A 19413-nucleotide genomic window follows, 5' to 3' on the forward strand; every position below is an offset into this window, starting at 1 on the left:
GACGATGACGGGGCGATGCCCCTCCTCGACCGTCTTCCCCCCGCCTCCGGTGACCCCGACCCCGATGTCCTCTTCGACGTCTTCGAGACCTGGGCTGCCGACCAGGGGCTGACGCTCTACCCGGCGCAGGAGGAGGCGCTGATCGAGATCGTCAGCGGCAACAACGTGATCCTCTCCACGCCCACAGGGACGGGCAAGAGCCTGGTCGCCACCGGGGCACACTTCGCGGCGCTCGCCCGCGGGCAGCGCACGTTCTACACCGCGCCGATCAAGGCCCTGGTCTCGGAGAAGTTCTTCGCGCTGATCGAGGTGTTCGGCCCCGAGAGCGTCGGGATGCTCACCGGCGACGCCGCGGTCAACAGCCAGGCGCCGATCATCTGCTGCACCGCGGAGGTGCTCGCGAACATCGCGCTGCGCGAGGGAGCCGAGGCCGAGATCGGCCAGGTGGTGATGGACGAGTTCCACTACTACTCCGAGCCCGACCGGGGCTGGGCCTGGCAGGTGCCGATCCTCGAGCTGCCGCAGGCGCAGTTCCTGCTGATGTCCGCGACGCTCGGGGACGTGACCCGGTTCGTGGAGGACCTCACCCGTCGTACCGGACGCGAGACCACGGCCGTCACCAGCGTCACCCGGCCGGTCCCGCTGAGCTACGAGTGGGCGGTGACCCCGATGCACGAGACCCTCGAGGAGCTGCTCACCACCCACCAGTCCCCGGTCTACGTCGTGCACTTCACCCAGGCCTCGGCGCTGGAGCGCGCCCAGGCGCTGACCAGCATCAACGTGTGCACCCGCGAGGAGAAGGACCGGATCGCCGAGCTCATCGGCGGGTTCCGGTTCAGCCCCGGGTTCGGCAAGACCCTCTCCCGGCTGGTCAAGCACGGCATCGGGGTGCACCACGCGGGGATGCTGCCGAAGTACCGCCGTCTGGTCGAGCAGCTCGCGCAGGCCGGCCTGCTCAAGGTCATCTGTGGCACCGACACCCTCGGCGTCGGCATCAATGTGCCGATCCGCACCGTGGTGTTCACCGGCCTCTCCAAGTACGACGGCCGCCGCCAGCGCCTGCTCAAGGCCCGGGAGTTCCACCAGATCGCCGGGCGCGCGGGACGGGCCGGGTTCGACACGGCCGGCACCGTCGTCGTGCAGGCGCCCGACCACGTCGTGGAGAACGCCCGGCTGGTCAAGAAGGCCGGTGACGACCCGAAGAAGCTCAAGCGGGTGCAGCGCAAGAAGGCGCCCGAGGGGCAGGTCACCTGGACCGAGGAGATGTTCGAGCGGATCGTCGCCGCCGAGCCGGAGCCGCTGGTCTCCCGGATGCGGGTCAGCCACGCGATGCTGCTCAACGTGATCGCCCGGCCGGGTGACCCCGCGGCGGCAATGCGCCACCTGCTCCGCGACAACCACGAGGACGAGCGCTCCCAGCGCCGGCTGATGCGTCTCGCCGCCGCCCAGCACCGCTCGCTGCTCGCGGCGGGCGTGGTCGAGCTGGTCGAGCCCCGCGGCGAGGACGGCAGGCGCGTGCGCCTGGTCGAGGACCTCCAGCTGGGGTTCGCGCTGAACCAGCCGCTCTCGGCGTACGCCTTGGCGGTCTTCGACACCCTCGACCCCGAGGCTCCGACCTACGCCCTGGACGTGATCTCCGTGCTCGAGGCGACCCTGGAGAACCCCCGTCCCGTGCTCGCCGCGCAGGAGCACAAGGCCCGCGGCGAGGCGATCGGGGAGATGAAGGCCGAGGGGATCGAGTACGACGAGCGGATGGAGCTGCTCGACGAGGTCACCTGGCCCAAGCCGCTCGAGGAGCTGCTCGAGCACACCTTCGGCCTCTACCGCCAGCGACACCCGTGGGTCGGCGAGGACGCGCTGCAGCCGAAGTCGGTGGTGCGCGACATGTACGAGCGCGCGATGACGTTCGGCGAGTACGTCGCCTACTACGGCCTCACCCGCTCGGAGGGCCTGGTGCTGCGCTACCTCGGCGACGCCTACCGGGCGCTGCGCCAGACCGTTCCCGACCGGGTGCGGACCGACGAGCTCGAGGACATCGAGGAGTGGCTCGGCGCCGTCGTACGCCAGACCGACTCCAGCCTGCTCGACGAGTGGGAGCGTCTCAGCGACCCCGACCGGCTGGCCGGTCCGGTCGCGCCGGACATCCTGCCCCCGGTGCCGGAGCGGATCACCGCCAACCAGCGCGCGTTCACCGTGCTGGTGCGCAACGCGATGTTCCGCCGGGTGGAGCTGGCGGCGCTGCGCCGCTGGGAGCAGCTCGGCGAGCTCGAGGTCGCCGCGTCCTCGACCATGACGGCCGAGGACTGGCGCGAGGCGCTGGAGGACTACTTCGCCGAGCACGACTCGATCGACACCGGACCGGACGCGCGGGGACCGCAGATGCTGCTGATCGAGAAGGGCGAGCAGTTCTGGGAGGTCCAGCAGATCATCGGGGACCCCTTGGGCGACCACGACTGGCGGATCCTCGCGAGCGTGGACCTGGCGGCCTCCGACGACGAGGGCGAGCTGGTCCTCGACGTCACCGGGTTCCAGCGGCTGGGCGGCTGAGCCTCCGCGTTCTACTCTGGGCCGATGGCCCAGGTGAGACAGGTGCAGGTGACCTTCGACTGTGCGGAGCCGCGAGCAGTCGCGGAGTTCTGGAAGGCCGTGCTCGGGTACGTCGATCCGCCGGTCCCGCCGGGGTTCGAGTCCTGGGACGCGGTCGACGCCACGCTTCCCGTCGAGGCCCAGGGCTCCAAGTGGGCCTGCCAGGACCCGGACGGGGTCGGGCCGCGGTTGTTCTTCCAGCGGGTGCCCGAGCCCAAGACGGTGAAGAACCGGGTGCACCTCGACGTACGCGTCGGCGTGGGCCTGACCGGGGACGAGCGGGTCACGGTCCTGGAGGAGGAAGCGGCACGCCTCGTGGCGCTCGGTGGCAGGCGGATGCACCTGCTGCCGGCCGACGCGATCAACGAGTCGTGCCTGGTGATGCAGGACGTCGAGGGCAACGAGTTCTGCCTCGACTAGCCGTGCTGCTCGACCCAACGGGGCCACCTTCTAGGGTCGAGGCATGACCGTGACCCCTGAGGACGTCGCTCACGCGGCGACCGTCGTACCCCTGATCGCGCGGCCGACCGCGATGGAGCGCTCGGAGCGGCTCTCGCAGAAGTACGGCGTCGAGGTGCTGCTCAAGCGGGAGGACCAGCAGGTCGGTCGCTCCTACAAGGTGCGCGGCGCCTTCAACCTGATGGCCTCGCTGACCCCGGACGAGCTCGCCCGCGGCGTCGTGTGCGCCAGCGCCGGCAACCACGCGCAGGGCCTGGCGCTGAGCTGTGCGCGCCTGCAGGCGGAGGGTCACATCTTCCTGCCCACCAACACCCCTCGCCAGAAGCGCGACCGGATCCGCGAGCTGGGCGCGGGCCGGGTCCAGATGACGATGCAGGGACGCACCTACGACGAGGCCTCCGCGGCCGCGCTGCTCTACGCCGCCGAGCACGGAAGCACCTACGTCCACCCGTTCGACGACGAGCGCACCATCGCCGGGCAGGGCACGGTTGCGGTGGGCCTCGTCCGCGACGCTGACCGCCCGCTCGACGTGGTGGTGATCCCGGTGGGCGGCGGGGGACTCCTCGCAGGGATGTCGGTCTGGCTGCGCGAGACCTGGCCCGACATCCGCATCGTCGGCGTGGAGCCTTCCGGGGCGCCCAGCATGACCCTGGCCCTGGCCGCCGGGCACCCGGTGCCGGTCCCCGACCTCGACACCTTCATCGACGGCGCCTCGGTCGGCACCGTCGGCTCGCGCACGTTCCCGATCGTGCGCGACCTGGTCGACGAGATCGTGACCGTCGAGCCCGGCGCGGTCTGCACCGAGATGCTCGCGCTCTACCAGAGCGACGGCGTGATCGCCGAGCCCGCGGGAGCGATGGCCTCCACCGCCCTGGCCCAGCTCGACCTCGAACCCGGGTCCCGCGTCGGGTGCGTGGTCTCGGGCGGCAACAACGACGTCAGCCGCTACGCCGACATCATCGAGCGCTCGATGGTGCACGAGGGGATCCGGCACTACTTCCTGGTCGGGTTCCCCCAGGAGCCCGGAGCGCTGCGCGGGTTCCTCGACAACGTGCTGGCCGACGGCGAGGACATCGTGGTCTTCGAGTACGTCAAGAAGTCCAACCGCGAGACCGGCCCGGCGCTGATCGGCATCGACCTCGCGTCCGCGGACGGGCTGCCCGACCTGATGGAGCGGATGGGTGCGAGCAACCTGACCATCGAGAAGGTCGCCTCCGGGTCGCCGCTGTTCGAGTTCGTCACCTAGGGCGCGGACGCTCGACGACGCTCTCCGACTCGTCCGGCACTGCGAGGAATGCCCCGGTTGTCATGAGCGGATCGGGCCATTGCCCCTGACCGAACGGCGGTGGATGCTGACGGGCAGGCGATCGATCGGTGGTGGCGGCCATGCCCCAGGACGGCGCGGGCATTCTCGAGGTCCGGGTGCACGGCGTGCACGGCACCACCCCTGCCTCGATGCTGGGCACGACCGCCGTGGGGCAGGTGGCCGGCGACGGACTCACCGGCCTCTACCGCACGACGGACGGCTGCGTCCCCAACCGCACGCTGCCCAAGAACATGGCCGTCGAGGCCTACTCCTGGGGGAACCTCACCTCAGGCGTCGGCGGGCTCCTGGGATGGGTACGCCGTGCAGGGTGGCTGTTCCTGCTGCCGTTCGCGCTCGCCAACCTCGCCTACTGGGCCCGCCCCGAGCTCGGTACGAACACCGCGGCGGCTCGTCGGACGGCCCGCTACGTGCGCACCGGCGCGCTCCTGCTGACGGCCCTGGTCGTGCTGACGGCCTGCCTGCTCGGCATCGACCTGCTCGCGTGGCAGTGCTACCGCGGCGGGACGCCGGGCTGCGGCGCTCTTCCCGGCCTGCTCGACTTCCTGGCCCGCGACCCGTGGCAGACAGTGCCGCGACGGATCGCCGTGGGGTCGGTGGTCCCACTGCTGGTCGTGGCCGGCCTGTGGCTGCTGTCCGGGCGCTCGGCTGCCCGGCTCGAGGAGGTGCGCGACCCCGACCGCCCGGAGCGCCGGGGAGGGGCAGCCCCGCTGGAGCGCGGGGCGATGTGGGACGGGCGGATCACGGTCCTGCGGCTGCGTCGCCTGCACATCGCCTTCGCCCTGGTGGTGGTCATCGTCTACACCGGAGCGCCGGTGGTCCAGCTGGGTCTCGGCAGCGACAAGGCCTCGGTGTGGACCTGGCTCCAGGCCGGTGTGCTGGCAGCCGCGGCGCTGCTGGGCGCAGTCGTCGTGTGGACCGCGGGATCGCTTCGACCCGGTGACGTGGAGTGCGCCACGGAGCCCGGGGACGACGCCACCGGACAGGGCGGACAGCTGCTACGGGCGTCGGTGCTCCTGCTCGTGGTCCACCTGGCGCTGCTGGTGCTGCCACCGGTCCCGGGACGTCTCGACGAGGGGGGTGACCTGACGGGACACAACGTGTGGTTCATCGCCGCGCTCGTCGGGCTGGCCGCGGTCGGGGTCCTGACCTTCTGCAGCGGCAAGCGGACCGCTCTGCACGTGGGGGCGGGCTTCCTCGTCCCGGTGCTGCTGCTGGCCTCGAGCACCTACGTCGGGGACGAGGTCGGCCTGCCGCGGGAGCTGACCTGGTCGGCATGGGGGCTGCTGCTGGTCGGCTGGCTGGTGATGCTGCTGCGGCAGTACCGCGGCCGAGACGACTCCCCAACGGCCTGGCGCGGCGCCGGAGCCTCGCTGCTGCTCAACGCCGCCGGTTGGACGGCGCTGCTGTTCACCACAGCGGTGGTCACGCTGGCGGCCGACCAGCTCAACGGCTCCGCGCACGACGTCGCCGACCTGCAGACGCACTACGCGGCCTCCCAGGTGGGATCGGCGCTCAATGCCCAGGACCTCGACCTGGTGGACGACGGAGACCCCACCGGTCGCTACGTCTACCGGCTCGGCGGTGACGTGCGCGTGGTCGGTGGCGTGGTCGACGTCTCCAGCGACCGGCTGGTGGTGCGCTCGGGCCGGCTCGAGACGGACACCCTGGTGCGGGTACTGCCGGGCGCCGACGCGGACTCGCGCCGGGTGGCGGTGCGACTGGGCACCACCGAGATGCACAACTCCGTGCTCGTGCTGCCCGAGGACGGATCGCTGGTGGTGCAGGACGGCTGCCTGCGCAGCGGGGCGGACACGGAGACCGAGCCGCCGGAGACCTGCACCGTCGAGGAGCCCGGGTTCGTGGCGAGCGCCTCGCTGGACACCAAGGGCGCGGAGGTCGGCGTGCGGACGGTGGACAAGAGGCCGGACGTGGACGTCGCGGTCAGCGACCCGCCGCAGGCACCGCTCGTGCTGCCGCAGGTCCTGGTGTGGGCACCGATCGTGCAGGTGGTGTGGTTCCTGGTCGCGCTGGTCCTCGCGGGGGTGTGCCTGCTGCGGCTGAGCAGCCGCCTGAGCGGGCCGGTGCGTGCGGTGGTCGAAGCGGATCCCACGGTCCCGGCGAAGGACCGGGACGCGTGCGTGCGGGCCCGGGTGCGGGCGGCGTACGTCCACCGTGCCGAGCGCCTGCTGGACCTGCTTGGTGCGATGACGGTCCCGATCGTCCTGGTGCTGATCGTGGGGGCCTCGACGGGGAAGGCCCCGTGGATGCACTGGTCGGGGTTCCGGCCGCTCGCGGAGCTCGCGCTGTGGGGGGTGCTGGGCTTCTCCCTGGCGCTGGTCCTGGTGCTCTCCCGGATGCGCAAGGACGACGGGACGCGCAAGGGAGTGGGGATCCTGTGGGACCTCACCACGTTCTGGCCCCGGGCGGCGCACCCGCTGGCTCCGCCCTGCTACGCGGAGCGCGTGGTCCCCGAGCTCCTCGTGCGGGTCCGCTGGGTGCTGCGCGACACCCGGCACCTCGTGGTGCTCTCCGGGCACAGCCAGGGGTCGGCCATCCTGATGGCCGTGGCGAGCAGGCTCACGATGCCCGAGCTGCAGCGGGTCCGGATCATCACCTACGGCAGCCAGATCCGCGCCTGGTACGGCCGGATCTTCCCGGCCGTGCTCGGTCCCGAACCCCTGGGGTACGCCGCCACGAGCGGCACCGTGCGCTTCGCGGACCCCGAGCCCGACGCACCCCGGGCGGGCACCGCGTTCCCTGCCGACGCCGCTCCACCGGCGCCCGACGCGACGGGCTCGCTGCGGGCGCGGCTGCTGGCCGCGACCTCGTGGACCGACTCGCAGCGACCGCCCTGGGTGAACCTGTTCCGTCGCTCGGACCCCCTGGGCTTCCGGGTCTTCTCCAACGGAGAGGGGACCCACGACCTCTACGTCCCGGAGGTGCCGGTGGAGCCGTCGGGGGACCCGGGGCCGCTCGTGATGACGCACAGCGGCTATCCGCACACCGCGGCCTATCGGGAGACCGTCGAGGACTGGGCGCGGCAAGTCCCGCCGGGCACCTGGGTGCCACCCTTCCGGACGGCGGCGTTCTTCCCGGAGCCGTGAGCCGGTGGCCGCTCAGACGAAGGCGGCCTCGCCGGTGATCGCGCGGCCGACGATGAGGGTGTTCATCTCGCGGGTGCCCTCGTAGGAGTAGATCGCCTCGGCATCGGCGACGAACCTGCCCACATGGTGCTCCAGCAGGATGCCGTTGCCGCCGAGCACCTCGCGGGCCCAGCCGACCGCCTCACGCATCCGGACGGTGGAGTGGGCCTTGCACAGCGAGGCGTGCTCGTCCTTGAGCAGGCCTGCCTCCAGCAGCTGGGAGGCACGCACGTTCATGGCGGTCGAGGCCGTGACGTTGCTGAGCATCTTCACCAGCAGGTCCTGCACCATCTGGAAGGAGGCGATCGGACGGCCGAACTGCTCGCGGGCCTTGGTGTAGCGCAATGCGTGCTCGAAGGCGCCGCGCGCGCAGCCGGCGGCCTGCCAGGCGACCCCCATCCGGGTGACCCGGAGGACGTCGGCGGTGGCCCGGAAGCTGTCGGCCTTCTGCAGTCGGTTTGCCTCCGGGACGCGTACGTCGTGCAGGTGGATCTCCGCGTTCTGCACGACCCGCAGGGCGATCTTGTCCTCCTGCTTGTCGAAGGTCATCCCCTCGGTGTCCTTCTCCACCACGAAGCCCTTGACCCGGCCGTCCTCCTCGTCGCGGGCCCAGATGACGACGAGGTCGGCGAAGGCGGCGTTGCCGATCCACTTCTTCTCGCCGTTCAGGATCCAGTCCTCACCGTCCTTGCGGGCGGTGGTCGCCAGGCCCTGGGAGATCGCGGACCCGACGTCGGGCTCGGTCAGGCCGAAGGCGCCGATCAGCTCCATCCGCGCCATCGCGGGCAGCCAGCGCTCGCGCTGCTCGTCGGAGCCGCACAGGTGGATCGACCCCATCGCCAGGCCACCGTGGACACCCATGAACGTGCCGATAGAAGGATCGACCCGGCTCAGCTCCATCGCCACCATGCCGTCGACCACGGCCCCCCGGTTCGGACAGCCGGGTCCGTCGTACGCCAGCCCGGCGATGCCGAGCTTGGCGATCCCGGGCACCAGGTCGTGGGGGAACTGCGCGCGGGTCCAGTAGTCGTTGATCACCGGCTCCACCTCGCGCGTCATGAACGCGCGCACGTTGCTCAGCAGCTCGCGGTCGGCCTCGTCGAGCAGCAGCTCGAAGCCGAGGAAGTCCGAGAACGGAGAGTCCTCGAGGCCCAGGTCCGTCGACTCAGCCATCGCCGGTCCTCTCGGTCGCGTTCGGGTCGTTCAGGAACTGCTCGATCACCGGGGCCAGCTCGTCGGCCTCGGTCACGATCGCCAGGTGCCCACCGTGGTAGACGTGCAGCGTCGACGAGGGGATCAGCGCGGCCTGCATCCGCGGGTTCGCGACCGGGATGATCGGGTCGTCGTCACCGCCCATGACCAGCGTCGGCTGCCGGATCAAGCCCAGGAACGGCAGGCTGCTCCACCCGGCCATCGAGGCGAGCTGGTAGTAGTAGCCCCGCTTCGGTCCGGCACGGGTTGCCCCGTGCAGCAGCGCCGCACCGCTCTCGGGGTCACTGCGCATCGTGCCGCCGTAGATCTCCGGCGCGATCCGGGCGGCGTACTTCGGATCCCGGTGCCGCCGGGGCGTGAGCATCCGGGCCAGCACCCGGGGATGGGCGGGCACCATCATGGCGCCGGTCCCCGTGGCGCACAGCACCACCCGACGCACCTTGCGGGGGGACTGGATCGCGAGCTGCTGGGCGAGTCCACCGCCCCAGGACAGGCCGAACACGTCGAAGCGCTGGTGCCCCAGCCGCGCCATCAGTGCGGTGACCCACGACGACAGGGCGGCGATCGGGTAGGGGAACGGCGGAGCAGGGCTGCCGCCAACGCCGGGTACGTCGAAACGGACCACGCCGCGGTCGGGGTCGAGCTCGTCGACGAGCGGCTGCAGCGCCTCGAAGCTGATCCCGATCCCGTTGCACAGGAGCAGCGGGGGCTCGTCGGCCAGCCGGCCACGCGCAGGGCGAACGGAGACCCGCGCCTGCAGTCCCCGGATCGCGACCGTGCGGATCCGGTCGCGGTCGTCGGCAGTCACAGGGGGCGTTCCTCAGCGGTCGTGGACATAGGTTCCAGGAGCATCGCAGATGGGCTCGTAGGTGGCAGAGCCCATCCGCCGCGGCTTCGCCCGCTCCGGCCCGGTGCGCTCGCCGAGCCAGTCGACGTAGTCGTCCCACCAGCTGCCCTTGACCTTGCTGGCCTGCTTCAGCCAATCCGAGGTCTCCGGGGGGTTGCTGGTCGCGGTCTGGAAGCTCGCCTTGGGGTTCCCGGGTGGGTTCACCATGGCGGCGATGTGCCCGCTGGTGGAGAGCACGAACTTCGTGTCGCCGCCGAAGAGCTGGGTGGTCTGGTAGCAGGACTCCCACTTGCACAGGTGGTCCGCGATGCCGGCGACCGCGTAGGTGTCGGTGTAGATGCTGCCCAGGTCGATGTCGGTCCCGAGCATCCGTGCCTCGCCGGCCTTGGTCAGGCTGTTGTTGATCATGAGGTCCATGAAGTCACGGTGCATCGCCGCGGTCATCCGCACCGGGTCGGCGTTCCAGTAGAGGATGTCGAACGCCTTGGGTGCGTGCCCGAGCAGGTAGTTGTTCACCCAGTAGTTCCAGATCAGGTCGTTGGGCCGCAGCCAGGCGAACACCTCGGCCAGCACCTTGCCGTCCAGGTAGCCCTTCTCGGCCGAGGCCCGGGTCGAGGCCGCCGCCGCCTTGTGGGAGAGCAGCGCGCTGGGCAGACCGGCCTGCTCCTGGTCCAGCACCGTGACCGCCAGGCTGAACGCAGCCACCCGTTCGAGGTCGCCGACCTCCGCGAGGTGGGCGAGCAGCATCGAGGCGATCATCCCGCCCGAGCAGATCCCGAAGAGCGCGACCTTGTCCTGCCGCGAGATCGACTGGCAGGCGTCCATCGCCTCGATGATCGCCTGGCCGTAGGTGTCCAGGCCCCAGTCGGCGTGCCGCACGTCGGGGTTGCGCCAGGAGATGCAGTAGACCTGCTGCCCCGAGGCGACGAGGTGCTCCACCAGGCTGCGCTCCTCGGCGAGGTCGATCACGTAGTACTTGTTGATCGTGGGCGGCACGATCAACAGCGGCACCTGCCGGACCTTGGGGGTCTGCGGGGTGTACTGGATCAGCTCGAAGACGTCGGTGCGCAGCACCACCGCACCCGGCGTCACCGCGAGGTCGGTGCCCACCTCGAACGCGTCCGGCTCGACCATGGAGGGCACCCGCGGGGCACTGGCGAAGTCCCGCACGAACCGGCGGCCTCCCTCGACCAGGTTGCCGCCCCCGGTGTCGACCATCCGCTTGAGGACCTTGGGGTTGAGGAACGGGTTGTTGCTCGGCGCGGTGGCCTCGACCAGGTTGTCGACGATGAACTTGATCCGCTGGTCGTCTCCCCAGTCGAGCCCGGCGTCCTCCACCAGCCCGCGTGCGGCAGCCCCGAGGGCGAGGTAGCCCTGCAGGGTGCGCTTGAACAGCGGGTTGCGGTCCCAGGCCTCGTCGGAGAAGCGGCGGTCCTTCTCGCCCGCCTCCAGGTCGGACCTCCCGACGCCGACCTTGGCCAGCTCCGCAGCGAGCCCGAGGGTGCGACCCGCGACGCGGCCGGGGTGCCGAGCGAGCGCAGCGGTGAACCGGACGCCGGACATCCCGGGCAGGAACCGTCGCAGCGGGCTGCTGGTGGCGTCGGCGAGCAGGAGGTCGAGCGGGGCGGCGGCGTTGCTGCTGCCGTCCTCGTCGGCCGCGTGGATGCGCTCCTCGGCCTGGGTGGTGGCGCTCATGACCTGGCCTCCTCGGGAGCCTCGACCTCACGACGCAGGATCTTCCCGGTGGGCCCCTTGGGGAGCTCCTCGACGATCCAGACCGCCCGGGGATACTTGTACGCCGCCAATCGCTCCTTGGCGAAGGCCTGGAGCTCCTCGCCCTCCACGTCGTAGCCGTCCTTGAGGGCCACCGCGGCTCCGACCTCCTCGCCGAGGTGGTCGTCCTTGAACCCGATCACGGCCACCTCGGCCACCGCCTCGTGCTCGTAGAGCGCCTCCTCGACCTCGCGGGGGTAGACGTTGTAGCCGCCGCGGATGATCAGGTCCTTCTTGCGGTCGACGATGAAGAAGTAGCCGTCCTCGTCGACCTTCGCCATGTCGCCGGAGAGGAACCAGCCGTCCTTGATGGCGTCGGCGGTGTCCTCATCGCGGCCCCAGTAGCCCTTCATGATGTTCTCGCCCCGGATCGCGATCTCGCCGACCTCTCCCTCGGGCACGTCCTGGCCCTCGTCGTCGACGATCTTCATCTCCACCCCGCGCACGGGTGTGCCGATCGAGCCGGGCTTGCGCTCCTGACCGGGCTGGTTGAACGAGGCCACGGGCGAGGTCTCGGAGAGGCCGTAGCCTTCGAGCACGATGCAGTCGAAGGTCTTCTCGAAGTTCTTCATCACCTCGACGGGCATCGCGGAGCCGCCCGAGATGCAGGAGCGGAGGCTGGTCATGTCGGACTCCTCGGCGCCCTCGGCATGCAGCATCGCGGCGTACATCGTCGGGACGCCCTCGAAGACCGTCACCTTGTCGCGGGCCACGACTTCCAGTGCCTTGGCCGGGTCGAAGCGGGGGATCAGCGTCAGGCAGGAGCCCTTGAGCACCGAGGCGTTCAGGCCGCAGGTGAGGCCGAAGACGTGGAAGAGCGGGAGGCAGCCCATCACGACGTCCTCCTCGGTGAGCTCCACGAGGGTCTCGGCGGTCGTCGCGGCGTTGGTGATCATGTTGTGGTGGGTCAGCTGGGCTCCCTTGGGCTGCCCGGTGGTGCCGGAGGTGTAGAGCAGCACGACGTCGTCCTCGTCGTCGCGGCTGACCACCTCGGTCTCCGGCTCGTGGGCCGCCAGCATCTCCGCGAAGTCGGTGCCGACCTCGACGCACTCGATGCCGACCTCCGAGGCGCCCTTGCCGGCCTCCTCGGCCATGTCCTTCCAGGCGAAGACCAACGAGGCGCCGGAGTCCTCGAGGTAGTACTTCACCTCGCGCGCCTTCAGCAGCGGGTTCATCGGCACCACGACGGCGCCGAGCGAGACCGCGCCGTAGAAGAGCACCGGGAAGGGCGGCACGTTCGGCAGCACCAGGCCGACGCGGTCGCCGGGACCGATCCCCTTCGACTTCAGCATCGCCGCCACGCGGCGGGCGCCGTCCTGCAGCTGGGCGTAGCTCAGCACCAGGTCGTCGAGCTTCACGGCGGGCCGGTCAGGGTGCTGTTCGGCTGTTCGGGTCAGGTTGTCGGCCAGGTTGGTCACGGTCGCCTCCAAAGCGTCGCTTGCACTGATGCGTGCCGGTGGCAGTCACAGTCTGTCCGAGGCATCACGACCCCCTGGGCCGCTGCTTCGTACCTTGTCCTCTACCCGATGTGGCGCGCGCCACACCCTTTGTCGGTGAACGGCCGTATCGGTTGCCGCGGCCGATTCGTGGTGCGCCGTACGCCGCCGTAGACTCCTTCGCCGTGGCACTCACCATCGGCATCGTCGGTCTCCCCAATGCGGGCAAGTCGACCCTCTTCAACGCCCTGACGAAGAACAACGTCCTCGCGGCGAACTACCCCTTCGCCACCATCGAGCCCAACGTCGGGGTGGTGGCGGTGCCCGACGAGCGCCTGGCGAAGCTCGCGGAGATCTTCGGGTCGGCGAAGCTGCTGCCCGCGACCGTCGAGTTCGTCGACATCGCCGGCATCGTCAAGGGCGCCTCGGAGGGTGAGGGGCTGGGCAACAAGTTCCTCTCGCACATCCGCGAGGCCGCCGCGATCTGCCAGGTGACCCGGGTCTTCCGTGACGAGGACGTCACCCACGTCGACGGCGAGGTGAACCCCGAGTCGGACATCTCCACGATCCAGACCGAGATGATCCTGGCCGACCTGCAGACCGTGGAGAAGGCGATCCCGCGGCTGGAGAAGGAGGCGCGCGGCAACAAGGCGATCGCCGCCAACCTCGCCGCCGCCCAGGAGGCCAAGGAGCACCTGGAGGCCGGCACCCCGATCATCTCGACCAAGGTCGACCTCGCACTGGTCCGCGAGCTCTCACTGCTCACCGCGAAGCCCTACATCTACGTGTTCAACTGCGACGCCGACGAGCTCGGTGACGAGGCGCTGAAGCAGAAGATGCGCGACCTGGTCGCACCCGCCGAGGCGATCTTCCTCGACGCCAAGTTCGAGGCCGAGCTGGTCGAGCTCGACGACGACGCCGAGGCCCGCGAGATGCTCGCGGAGATGGGGGTCGAGGAGCCCGGGCTGGACAAGCTCGCCCGCGTCGGCTTCGACACCCTCGGCCTGCAGACCTACCTGACGGCTGGGCCGAAGGAGGCCCGCGCCTGGACGATCAAGAAGGGCGCCACCGCCCCCGAGGCCGCCGGCGTGATCCACACCGACTTCCAGAAGGGCTTCATCAAGGCCGAGATCGTCTCCTACGACGACCTCGTCGCCGCCGGGTCGATGGCCGCGGCCAAGTCGGCCGGCAAGGTCCGCATGGAGGGCAAGGACTACGTCATGGCCGACGGTGACGTGGTGGAGTTCCGCTTCAACGTGTGAATCGGCGTAAAAGCGCAGGTCAGAGGGGGTGTGGACCCCTGCGGTCCGCACTGAGTCCGCAAGAATTTCAGCGTGACCTGCTCGCAAGGCCTGTTCTGAGGGCGCGCGTGGGCTCTTTGATCTGTCGGTGGCTTGGCTACACCTCGGGCTTTGGCGGCGATGTGACGCACCCAAGATGGGCGGGCGTCAGTAGGTCTGTCGGGCCGCGTGGTCCGCTGCGCTCGGTCACTCCTAGGGATGGCAGCCGGGGTCGGCGGCGGACTCTGCGGTAAGCGTCGGTCTGTCCGAAGGCGCCTAGCGGGCACGTTGGCTTCTGGGCAGACTCGGTGGCATGCGGGCCATGCGGGCAGGTCAAGTGTTCGACGGGACCGCCTTCTTGGGCGCGGGCACGGTGCTGGTCGATGGCGAGAGGATCTTGGGTGTCGAGTCGGGGCACCGGGAGCTGCCGAGCGACGTCGACGTCACGACGTACGCGGGGACGCTGCTGCCGGGATTGCTCGACTGCCACGTGCACCTGGTGTCCAACGGTGATCTGGGGGCGTTGGAGCGAGCCGGCGCTGCAACCGATGAGGAGTTGGACGCGCAGATCCGCGCATCGTTGGCCGCCAGCGCCGCACGCGGGCTCACCACCGTCCTGGACCTTGGGGACCGCAGGTATCGGACGCTGAAGGCGCGCGCCCTGCCCGGTCTGCCGCGGGTGCGCACGGCGGGGCCGCCGCTGACCGTGCCGGACGGGCATTGCCACTTCCTCGGCGGGGTAGCGGACGGCGTGGACGGCGTGCGCGAGCAGGTCGCCGAGCATGCCGTCCGCGGGGTTGATGTGCTGAAGGTGATGGCCAGCGGCGGCATGATCACGGCCGGAACCGATGTGTTCGCCGCACAGTTCAGCGATGAGGAGTTGGCGGCCGTCGTCGAGGCCGGCCACCGGGCCGGGCTGACGGTGCTGGCCCATGCGCATGCGCTCGCCGGGGTGTGGCACGCGATCCGGGCTGGTGTGGACGGGATTGAGCACTTCAGCTGCCTGACGGAGAGGGGGCCGGAGGTGTCGGAGGAGCTGCTGGAGGCGGTGGTTGCGGCGGGGATAACGATTGACATGACGTTGGGCTTCGACTTCTCCCAGATGCCGCCGGAGGACACGATTCCGCCTGATATCCGGGCAGTCATGGTGCGGACAGGCATGGACTTCCGCACCATGGACGCCCAGCGGGTCGAGCTGGCACGTCGGATCCGCGGGCACGGCATCCGGCTGGTCACCGGTACCGATGCCGGGGCGGCGCCACCAAAGCGGCACGGCGGGACCACGCTCGCGATCCAGACGCTTGTGGAGGCCGGTTATCCGGTCGCGGAGGCGGTGGCCACCGCGACATCGTTCGCGGCCGAGCACGTCGGCCTCGCCGGCGTGACCGGGGCGGTAGCCGCCGGGCTCACGGCTGATCTGCTGGTCGTCGACGGCGACCTCGCTACCGACCCGACCGCGCTCGACCGGCCGGTCGCCGTCCTCGTCCGAGGCGCCAACGTGCTGGGCTGAGCGACGCCCGCGATCGCAGACGCGAGCACACCGCAGCGGGGCAAACGATCCTGAACGAGCATTTGACGGGAGGCCGGCGGCGGATTGACGCGTAGCCGGAGAGGGTGTCTATTGGTGGGGTCGGCTCGGCGGCTCGATGCCAGGGAGCACGATGACTGCAGCGACGTACCTCGACGGCAACTTCGCGCCGGTGGCCACTGAGTTGACCGCCACGGATCTCGAGGTCACGGGCGCGGTGCCGCCGAGCCTGGCGGGCAGGTACATCCGCACCGGGCCCAACCCGTTCGCAGCGCAGGCCGACACGTACCACTGGTTCGCGGGCGACGGGATGGTGCACGGCGTCGACCTGCACGGCGGCCGGCCACGCTGGTACCGCAACCGCTGGGTGCGTAGCCCCGAGGCCAGCGCGCATCTTGATCAGTCCCCCGTGCCCCACGAGGACGGCGGGTGGTATTCCGGCTCGGGCAACACCAACGTGTTCGCCCACGCCGGCCGGATCCTGGCCGTGACCGAGGGGTCGCTGCCTTATGAGCTGACGGGCGACCTGGAAACGGTCGCCACGCGCAACTTCGGCGGCCCACTCCCTGCCGGCATCAACGCTCACCCCAAGTTCGACCCGAACAGCGGCGAGATGCACGTGATGAGCTACGGCTTCGACAACCCCGCGTTGCGCTATCACGTGATCGACTCTGCCGGGGAGCTCATCAGCACTGTCGACATCGACCTTCCGGCTCCAGTCATGCTCCACGACATGGGCCTGACCGCCTCCCGGGTCGTGCTCTTCGACCTGCCTGTGCTCTTCGACCTGGAGCTCGCCCTCCAGAGCGTTGCCCTGCCCTTCCGCTGGCGCCCCGACAACGGGGCCCGGGTCGGGCTCCTGCCCCGGGCCGGCACCGGGTCCGACGTCGTGTGGATCGACGTCGAGCCGTGCTTCGTGTACCACCCCCTCAACGCCTTCGACGACGCTGATCGAGTGATCATCGACCTGGTGGTGCACGACCACGCCTTCGCCGAAGACGGCGAGCCCTTGTCCGATCGCCCCCGTCTGGAGCGCTGGACGATCGACCCGCAGGCACGCAAGGTTCTCACCCAGACGATCGACGATCGCGGCACGGAGTTCCCACGCGGGGACGAACGACTCACTGGCCGCCGCCACCGCTACGGCTACACGATCGGCGTATCCGCGGTGCGCGACCTGGGCGCCCTAGGCGATGACCCTCGGACCGCTGTGCGCAAGCACGACCTTGTCGGCGGCACCACCGTCGAGGTGGACCTGGGCTCCGGCCGCATCGCCAGCGAGATGGTGTTCGTCCCGGCCGGCAGCGCGGCTGGCGAGGACGACGGGTGGCTCATGGGCTACGTGTACGACGCCGCGCGCGACGCCAGCGACCTGGTGATCATCGATGCCCACGACTTCGGACATCCGGTGGCCACGGTCCACCTGCCGGTCCGGGTGCCGCAGGGATTCCATGGGAACTGGATCCCCGACTCGTCCCTCGCCTGAGCATTGAATTTCGGGATCCGAGCGGGTCGCCCCAAGGGAACCGCACCTGACGAACGCGCAGTTCAACGGGGACACCTTCCGGCGTTCTTCACCGTGTGCCAGCCGCGTCACAGTGGGTGATGTGCAGCGCCCCAGACACTCTCGACCCGGGCAATCGGAGGCCTCCTGAAGTCATGGGCAGATGCGCTGTTCGGATGCAGTTGCGGAAGCTCGCATTGGTTGGAAAGCGCGAACTCTCACGATGGGTGTCGGCGGGACCCGTCGTCTGCAAGCATGTCCGTTGGCTGGTGTCCGAGGGCCGTCGACATGATCGATTCCGCGGCTTTGCGAGTGCGGTCCTCCGCGTTCCGGCCAGAGGTGTGCGTAGGTGTTGAGGGTCGTGGTCGCCTTCGCGTGTCCGAGCGAGCGTTGGACGGTCACCACGTCGCACCCGGCAGCGATCAGCCCGGAGGCGTAGAAGTGCCGCAGGTCGTGGAGCTTGACGCCTGACAGCCCCGCGTCTCGGAGGGTCTTGCGCCACCAGTAGCCGACGGTGTTCTGTTGCGGCGGGTCGTCGCTGTCGCCGGTGAAGAGCCACCGATCCATCCCCGTGGTGCCGTAGGTGGCGACGTGGTCGGCCAGCAGGTTGACGAGGCTGTCGGCGAGGTAGACGACTCGCTCGGAGCCGTACTTCGGCGCGCGTATGTCGATCGCTCCGCCGTTGACGCGCTGAACCTGACGCGAGACCTTGAGCGTCTTGCGAAGGAAGTCGATGTCGCCGAGGCGTACGCCGGCGGCCTCGCCCAGGCGGAGACCAGCGAACGCGCACAGGCCGATGAACGGCCGGAATCGTTCGTCGGCCACGGCCATGAGCTGCCCGATCTCCTCCGGGGTGGGGACCGACATCGCGGCGTCGGCGCGACGACCGCGGGGGAGGCGTACGCCGTCGGTCGGGTCCGTGCCAATCACTCGGTCCTTGACGGCTGCTCGAAACACCGATCGGACGTTGACGTATCGGGTCTTGATCGTGCCCGGGGCGAGGCCGGCAGCGTCCATGGTCTTGATCCAGGAGTCGACGTCCGAGTGTCGGACCTGCTGGAGTGGCGTCCCAGCGAACGGCACCGACCTTGCAGCCAGGGACATCGCGAGCACTGTGCCGGGTGCCCAGACCCGACGAGCTGACCACTCGCCGAAGAATGCCGCGAAGGTGATCCGGCCGGCCTTGGGGTCGGCGTAGGTGCCGGCCACCACGGCTGCCGTGACTCGGTCCAGCCAGTGCTGGGCATCGACCTTGCGGTCGAAGTGGCGCGAGTGCTCGTTGCCGGTCTCGTCTCGGTAGGTGCCCGCCACTGGTACCTGCACCTGGCGACCCCGAGGACCGACCCGGGTCGTGGAGTGCTCGGCCAGCCACTCCGCGATCTCCACGGCGGCTCGATCCATTGCTGCGTCGTACGCCGCGGCCATCTCAGGATGCAGCGCCGCAGCGAGCGACCAGGACTTGGGGCCGTTCACGACGACCTCGGCGAACCGGACGGCCTTGGGGTCGGTCCGCAGTCGCCCACGTGGTTCGCGGCTCAGCGGATCCAGACCCGCGACCCATGCCTCGTAGCCGTCACCGTCGAGAGCGCCGGCCCGCTCGACTCCGACGGGGGAGGCGACGAAGCGCTCGGCCAGGCCACTGCCCTCGGCGAGGTAGTAGTCGTCAACGCGCGCGTGGTCGGCCTCCACGTATGAGCGGGCGGCAGCAGCGTTCCCGCGGTAGATCTTCACGCCACCGTGCACGTCCCATCACCACCCACGATTTCCAACAGCAGGCCCAAAAATGCGTCGTGGGCCGCCCGTCCACGGGCGACCCACCTACGTCATTCGTAGCATGCGTGCCGACGTCTTTGCCGACGTCTTTGACAGTGATTTGAGAGCGATTTTCGCTGTCCTGGAGGGAGATTCTTCGTTCCGTCGACAGCCAACGTCAGCCATTCATCGGGACATCGAGGAGTTCAATGCGGGCGTCGTGGTGTCGTCATCTGCAGAGCTCGTGTTCGCGGTGGTCTCTGGTCGGCCAAGGCCAGAGACGGCTCTCAACGGGCTCTGCTGACGGTGCGCACCACCACGTCTCGTTCCTCGCGGCGCGCGTTGCGAACGCACTGACATAGCCGATGAGCGGATGACTACCTGGCGTGGGGCTCTGTCGTGGAGCCGTCTTTGGCACGCCACCAACGACTCTCACTTCTAGTTGGTGCAGCCCCCGAGGCGAGAAGTCGCCCTTTGCCACGCACCTCCGTCAACACCGGGCCAAGGCCCTCGATCGGCCGACGGCCCATGTCCACGGCTTGCCCGTGATGCATGTCCCCTCAGGT

General features: G+C 69.9%; 12 protein-coding genes. 7 read left to right on the forward strand and 5 right to left on the reverse strand.

Annotated features, from left to right (window positions below; genetic code table 11):
* Window positions 1–15 precede the first annotated feature (15 nt).
* From AC4BGC_RS02245 to AC4BGC_RS02260, 4 genes are all read left to right on the forward strand, one after another.
* The gene (locus AC4BGC_RS02245; protein ID WP_490554120.1) at window positions 16–2547 is read left to right on the forward strand and encodes a DEAD/DEAH box helicase; all 2532 of its coding nucleotides are present in this window, start codon (window positions 16–18) and stop codon (window positions 2545–2547) included.
* Between the two features lie 24 nt (window positions 2548–2571).
* Window positions 2572–3006, forward strand: a complete 435-nt coding sequence (locus AC4BGC_RS02250; RefSeq protein WP_490546360.1) for a VOC family protein — start codon at window positions 2572–2574, stop codon at window positions 3004–3006.
* 43 nt (window positions 3007–3049) lie between these two features.
* Window positions 3050–4291, forward strand: coding sequence for a threonine ammonia-lyase IlvA (gene ilvA, locus AC4BGC_RS02255; protein ID WP_490554121.1), 1242 nt, complete (start codon window positions 3050–3052; stop codon window positions 4289–4291).
* A 140-nt stretch (window positions 4292–4431) separates the two neighbouring features.
* The gene (locus AC4BGC_RS02260; RefSeq protein ID WP_490554122.1) at window positions 4432–7476 is read left to right on the forward strand and encodes a hypothetical protein; all 3045 of its coding nucleotides are present in this window, start codon (window positions 4432–4434) and stop codon (window positions 7474–7476) included.
* A gap of 12 nt (window positions 7477–7488) precedes the next feature.
* Here the strand turns inward: AC4BGC_RS02260 and AC4BGC_RS02265 are convergent, their stop codons facing one another.
* Genes AC4BGC_RS02265 through AC4BGC_RS02280 form a run of 4 tightly spaced genes read right to left on the reverse strand, consistent with a single transcriptional unit; the run spans window position 7489 to window position 12765 of the window.
* Window positions 7489–8688 (reverse strand): acyl-CoA dehydrogenase family protein, encoded by a 1200-nt coding sequence (locus AC4BGC_RS02265; RefSeq protein WP_490554123.1) that lies wholly within the window; start codon window positions 8686–8688, stop codon window positions 7489–7491.
* On the reverse strand, window positions 8681–9535 hold the full coding sequence (gene phaZ / locus AC4BGC_RS02270; protein WP_490554124.1) for a poly(3-hydroxyalkanoate) depolymerase: 855 nt from the start codon (window positions 9533–9535) through the stop codon (window positions 8681–8683). Before phaZ ends, AC4BGC_RS02265 begins: the two co-directional genes overlap by 8 nt.
* Before the next feature lie 12 nt (window positions 9536–9547).
* A complete protein-coding gene (locus AC4BGC_RS02275) occupies window positions 9548–11269 on the reverse strand; it encodes a PHA/PHB synthase family protein (RefSeq protein WP_490554125.1) in 1722 nt (573 codons plus the stop codon).
* Window positions 11266–12765 carry a long-chain-fatty-acid--CoA ligase gene (locus tag AC4BGC_RS02280; protein ID WP_490554126.1) on the reverse strand — a complete coding sequence of 500 codons (1500 nt, stop codon included), beginning with the start codon at window positions 12763–12765 and terminating at the stop codon, window positions 11266–11268. Before AC4BGC_RS02280 ends, AC4BGC_RS02275 begins: the two co-directional genes overlap by 4 nt.
* A 203-nt stretch (window positions 12766–12968) precedes the next feature.
* On the opposite strand from AC4BGC_RS02280, the gene ychF reads away from it, so the two are divergent.
* From ychF to AC4BGC_RS02295, 3 genes are all read left to right on the forward strand, one after another.
* Entirely contained in the window at window positions 12969–14045 is a 1077-nt protein-coding gene (gene ychF, locus AC4BGC_RS02285) for a redox-regulated ATPase YchF (protein WP_490546353.1), read from the forward strand.
* Between the two features lie 331 nt (window positions 14046–14376).
* Complete coding sequence (locus tag AC4BGC_RS02290) at window positions 14377–15573, forward strand: amidohydrolase family protein (protein WP_490546352.1); 1197 nt, start codon at window positions 14377–14379, stop codon at window positions 15571–15573.
* Between the two features lie 151 nt (window positions 15574–15724).
* The gene (locus AC4BGC_RS02295; RefSeq protein ID WP_490546351.1) at window positions 15725–17077 is read left to right on the forward strand and encodes a carotenoid oxygenase family protein; all 1353 of its coding nucleotides are present in this window, start codon (window positions 15725–15727) and stop codon (window positions 17075–17077) included.
* A gap of 171 nt (window positions 17078–17248) precedes the next feature.
* On the opposite strand, the gene AC4BGC_RS02300 is transcribed toward AC4BGC_RS02295, so the two are convergent.
* Complete coding sequence (locus AC4BGC_RS02300; RefSeq protein ID WP_490554127.1) at window positions 17249–18826, reverse strand: tyrosine-type recombinase/integrase; 1578 nt, start codon at window positions 18824–18826, stop codon at window positions 17249–17251.
* Between the last annotated feature and the right edge of the window lie 587 nt (window positions 18827–19413).

The organism is Nocardioides sp. Z38_18, assembly GCF_058215695.1.

What these genes read in the sequence shown, in the direction of transcription:
- ilvA (WP_490554121.1), top strand. Translation starts at nt 3,050, where the DNA reads ATGACCGTGACCCCTGAGGACGTCGCTCACGCGGCGACCGTCGTACCC.
- AC4BGC_RS02295 (WP_490546351.1), top strand. Translation starts at nt 15,725, where the DNA reads ATGACTGCAGCGACGTACCTCGACGGCAACTTCGCGCCGGTGGCCACT.
- AC4BGC_RS02290 (WP_490546352.1), top strand. Translation starts at nt 14,377, where the DNA reads ATGCGGGCCATGCGGGCAGGTCAAGTGTTCGACGGGACCGCCTTCTTG.
- AC4BGC_RS02245 (WP_490554120.1), top strand. Translation starts at nt 16, where the DNA reads ATGCCCCTCCTCGACCGTCTTCCCCCCGCCTCCGGTGACCCCGACCCC.
- AC4BGC_RS02260 (WP_490554122.1), top strand. Translation starts at nt 4,432, where the DNA reads ATGCCCCAGGACGGCGCGGGCATTCTCGAGGTCCGGGTGCACGGCGTG.
- AC4BGC_RS02275 (WP_490554125.1), bottom strand. Translation starts at nt 11,269, where the DNA reads ATGAGCGCCACCACCCAGGCCGAGGAGCGCATCCACGCGGCCGACGAG.
- AC4BGC_RS02250 (WP_490546360.1), top strand. Translation starts at nt 2,572, where the DNA reads ATGGCCCAGGTGAGACAGGTGCAGGTGACCTTCGACTGTGCGGAGCCG.
- AC4BGC_RS02265 (WP_490554123.1), bottom strand. Translation starts at nt 8,688, where the DNA reads ATGGCTGAGTCGACGGACCTGGGCCTCGAGGACTCTCCGTTCTCGGAC.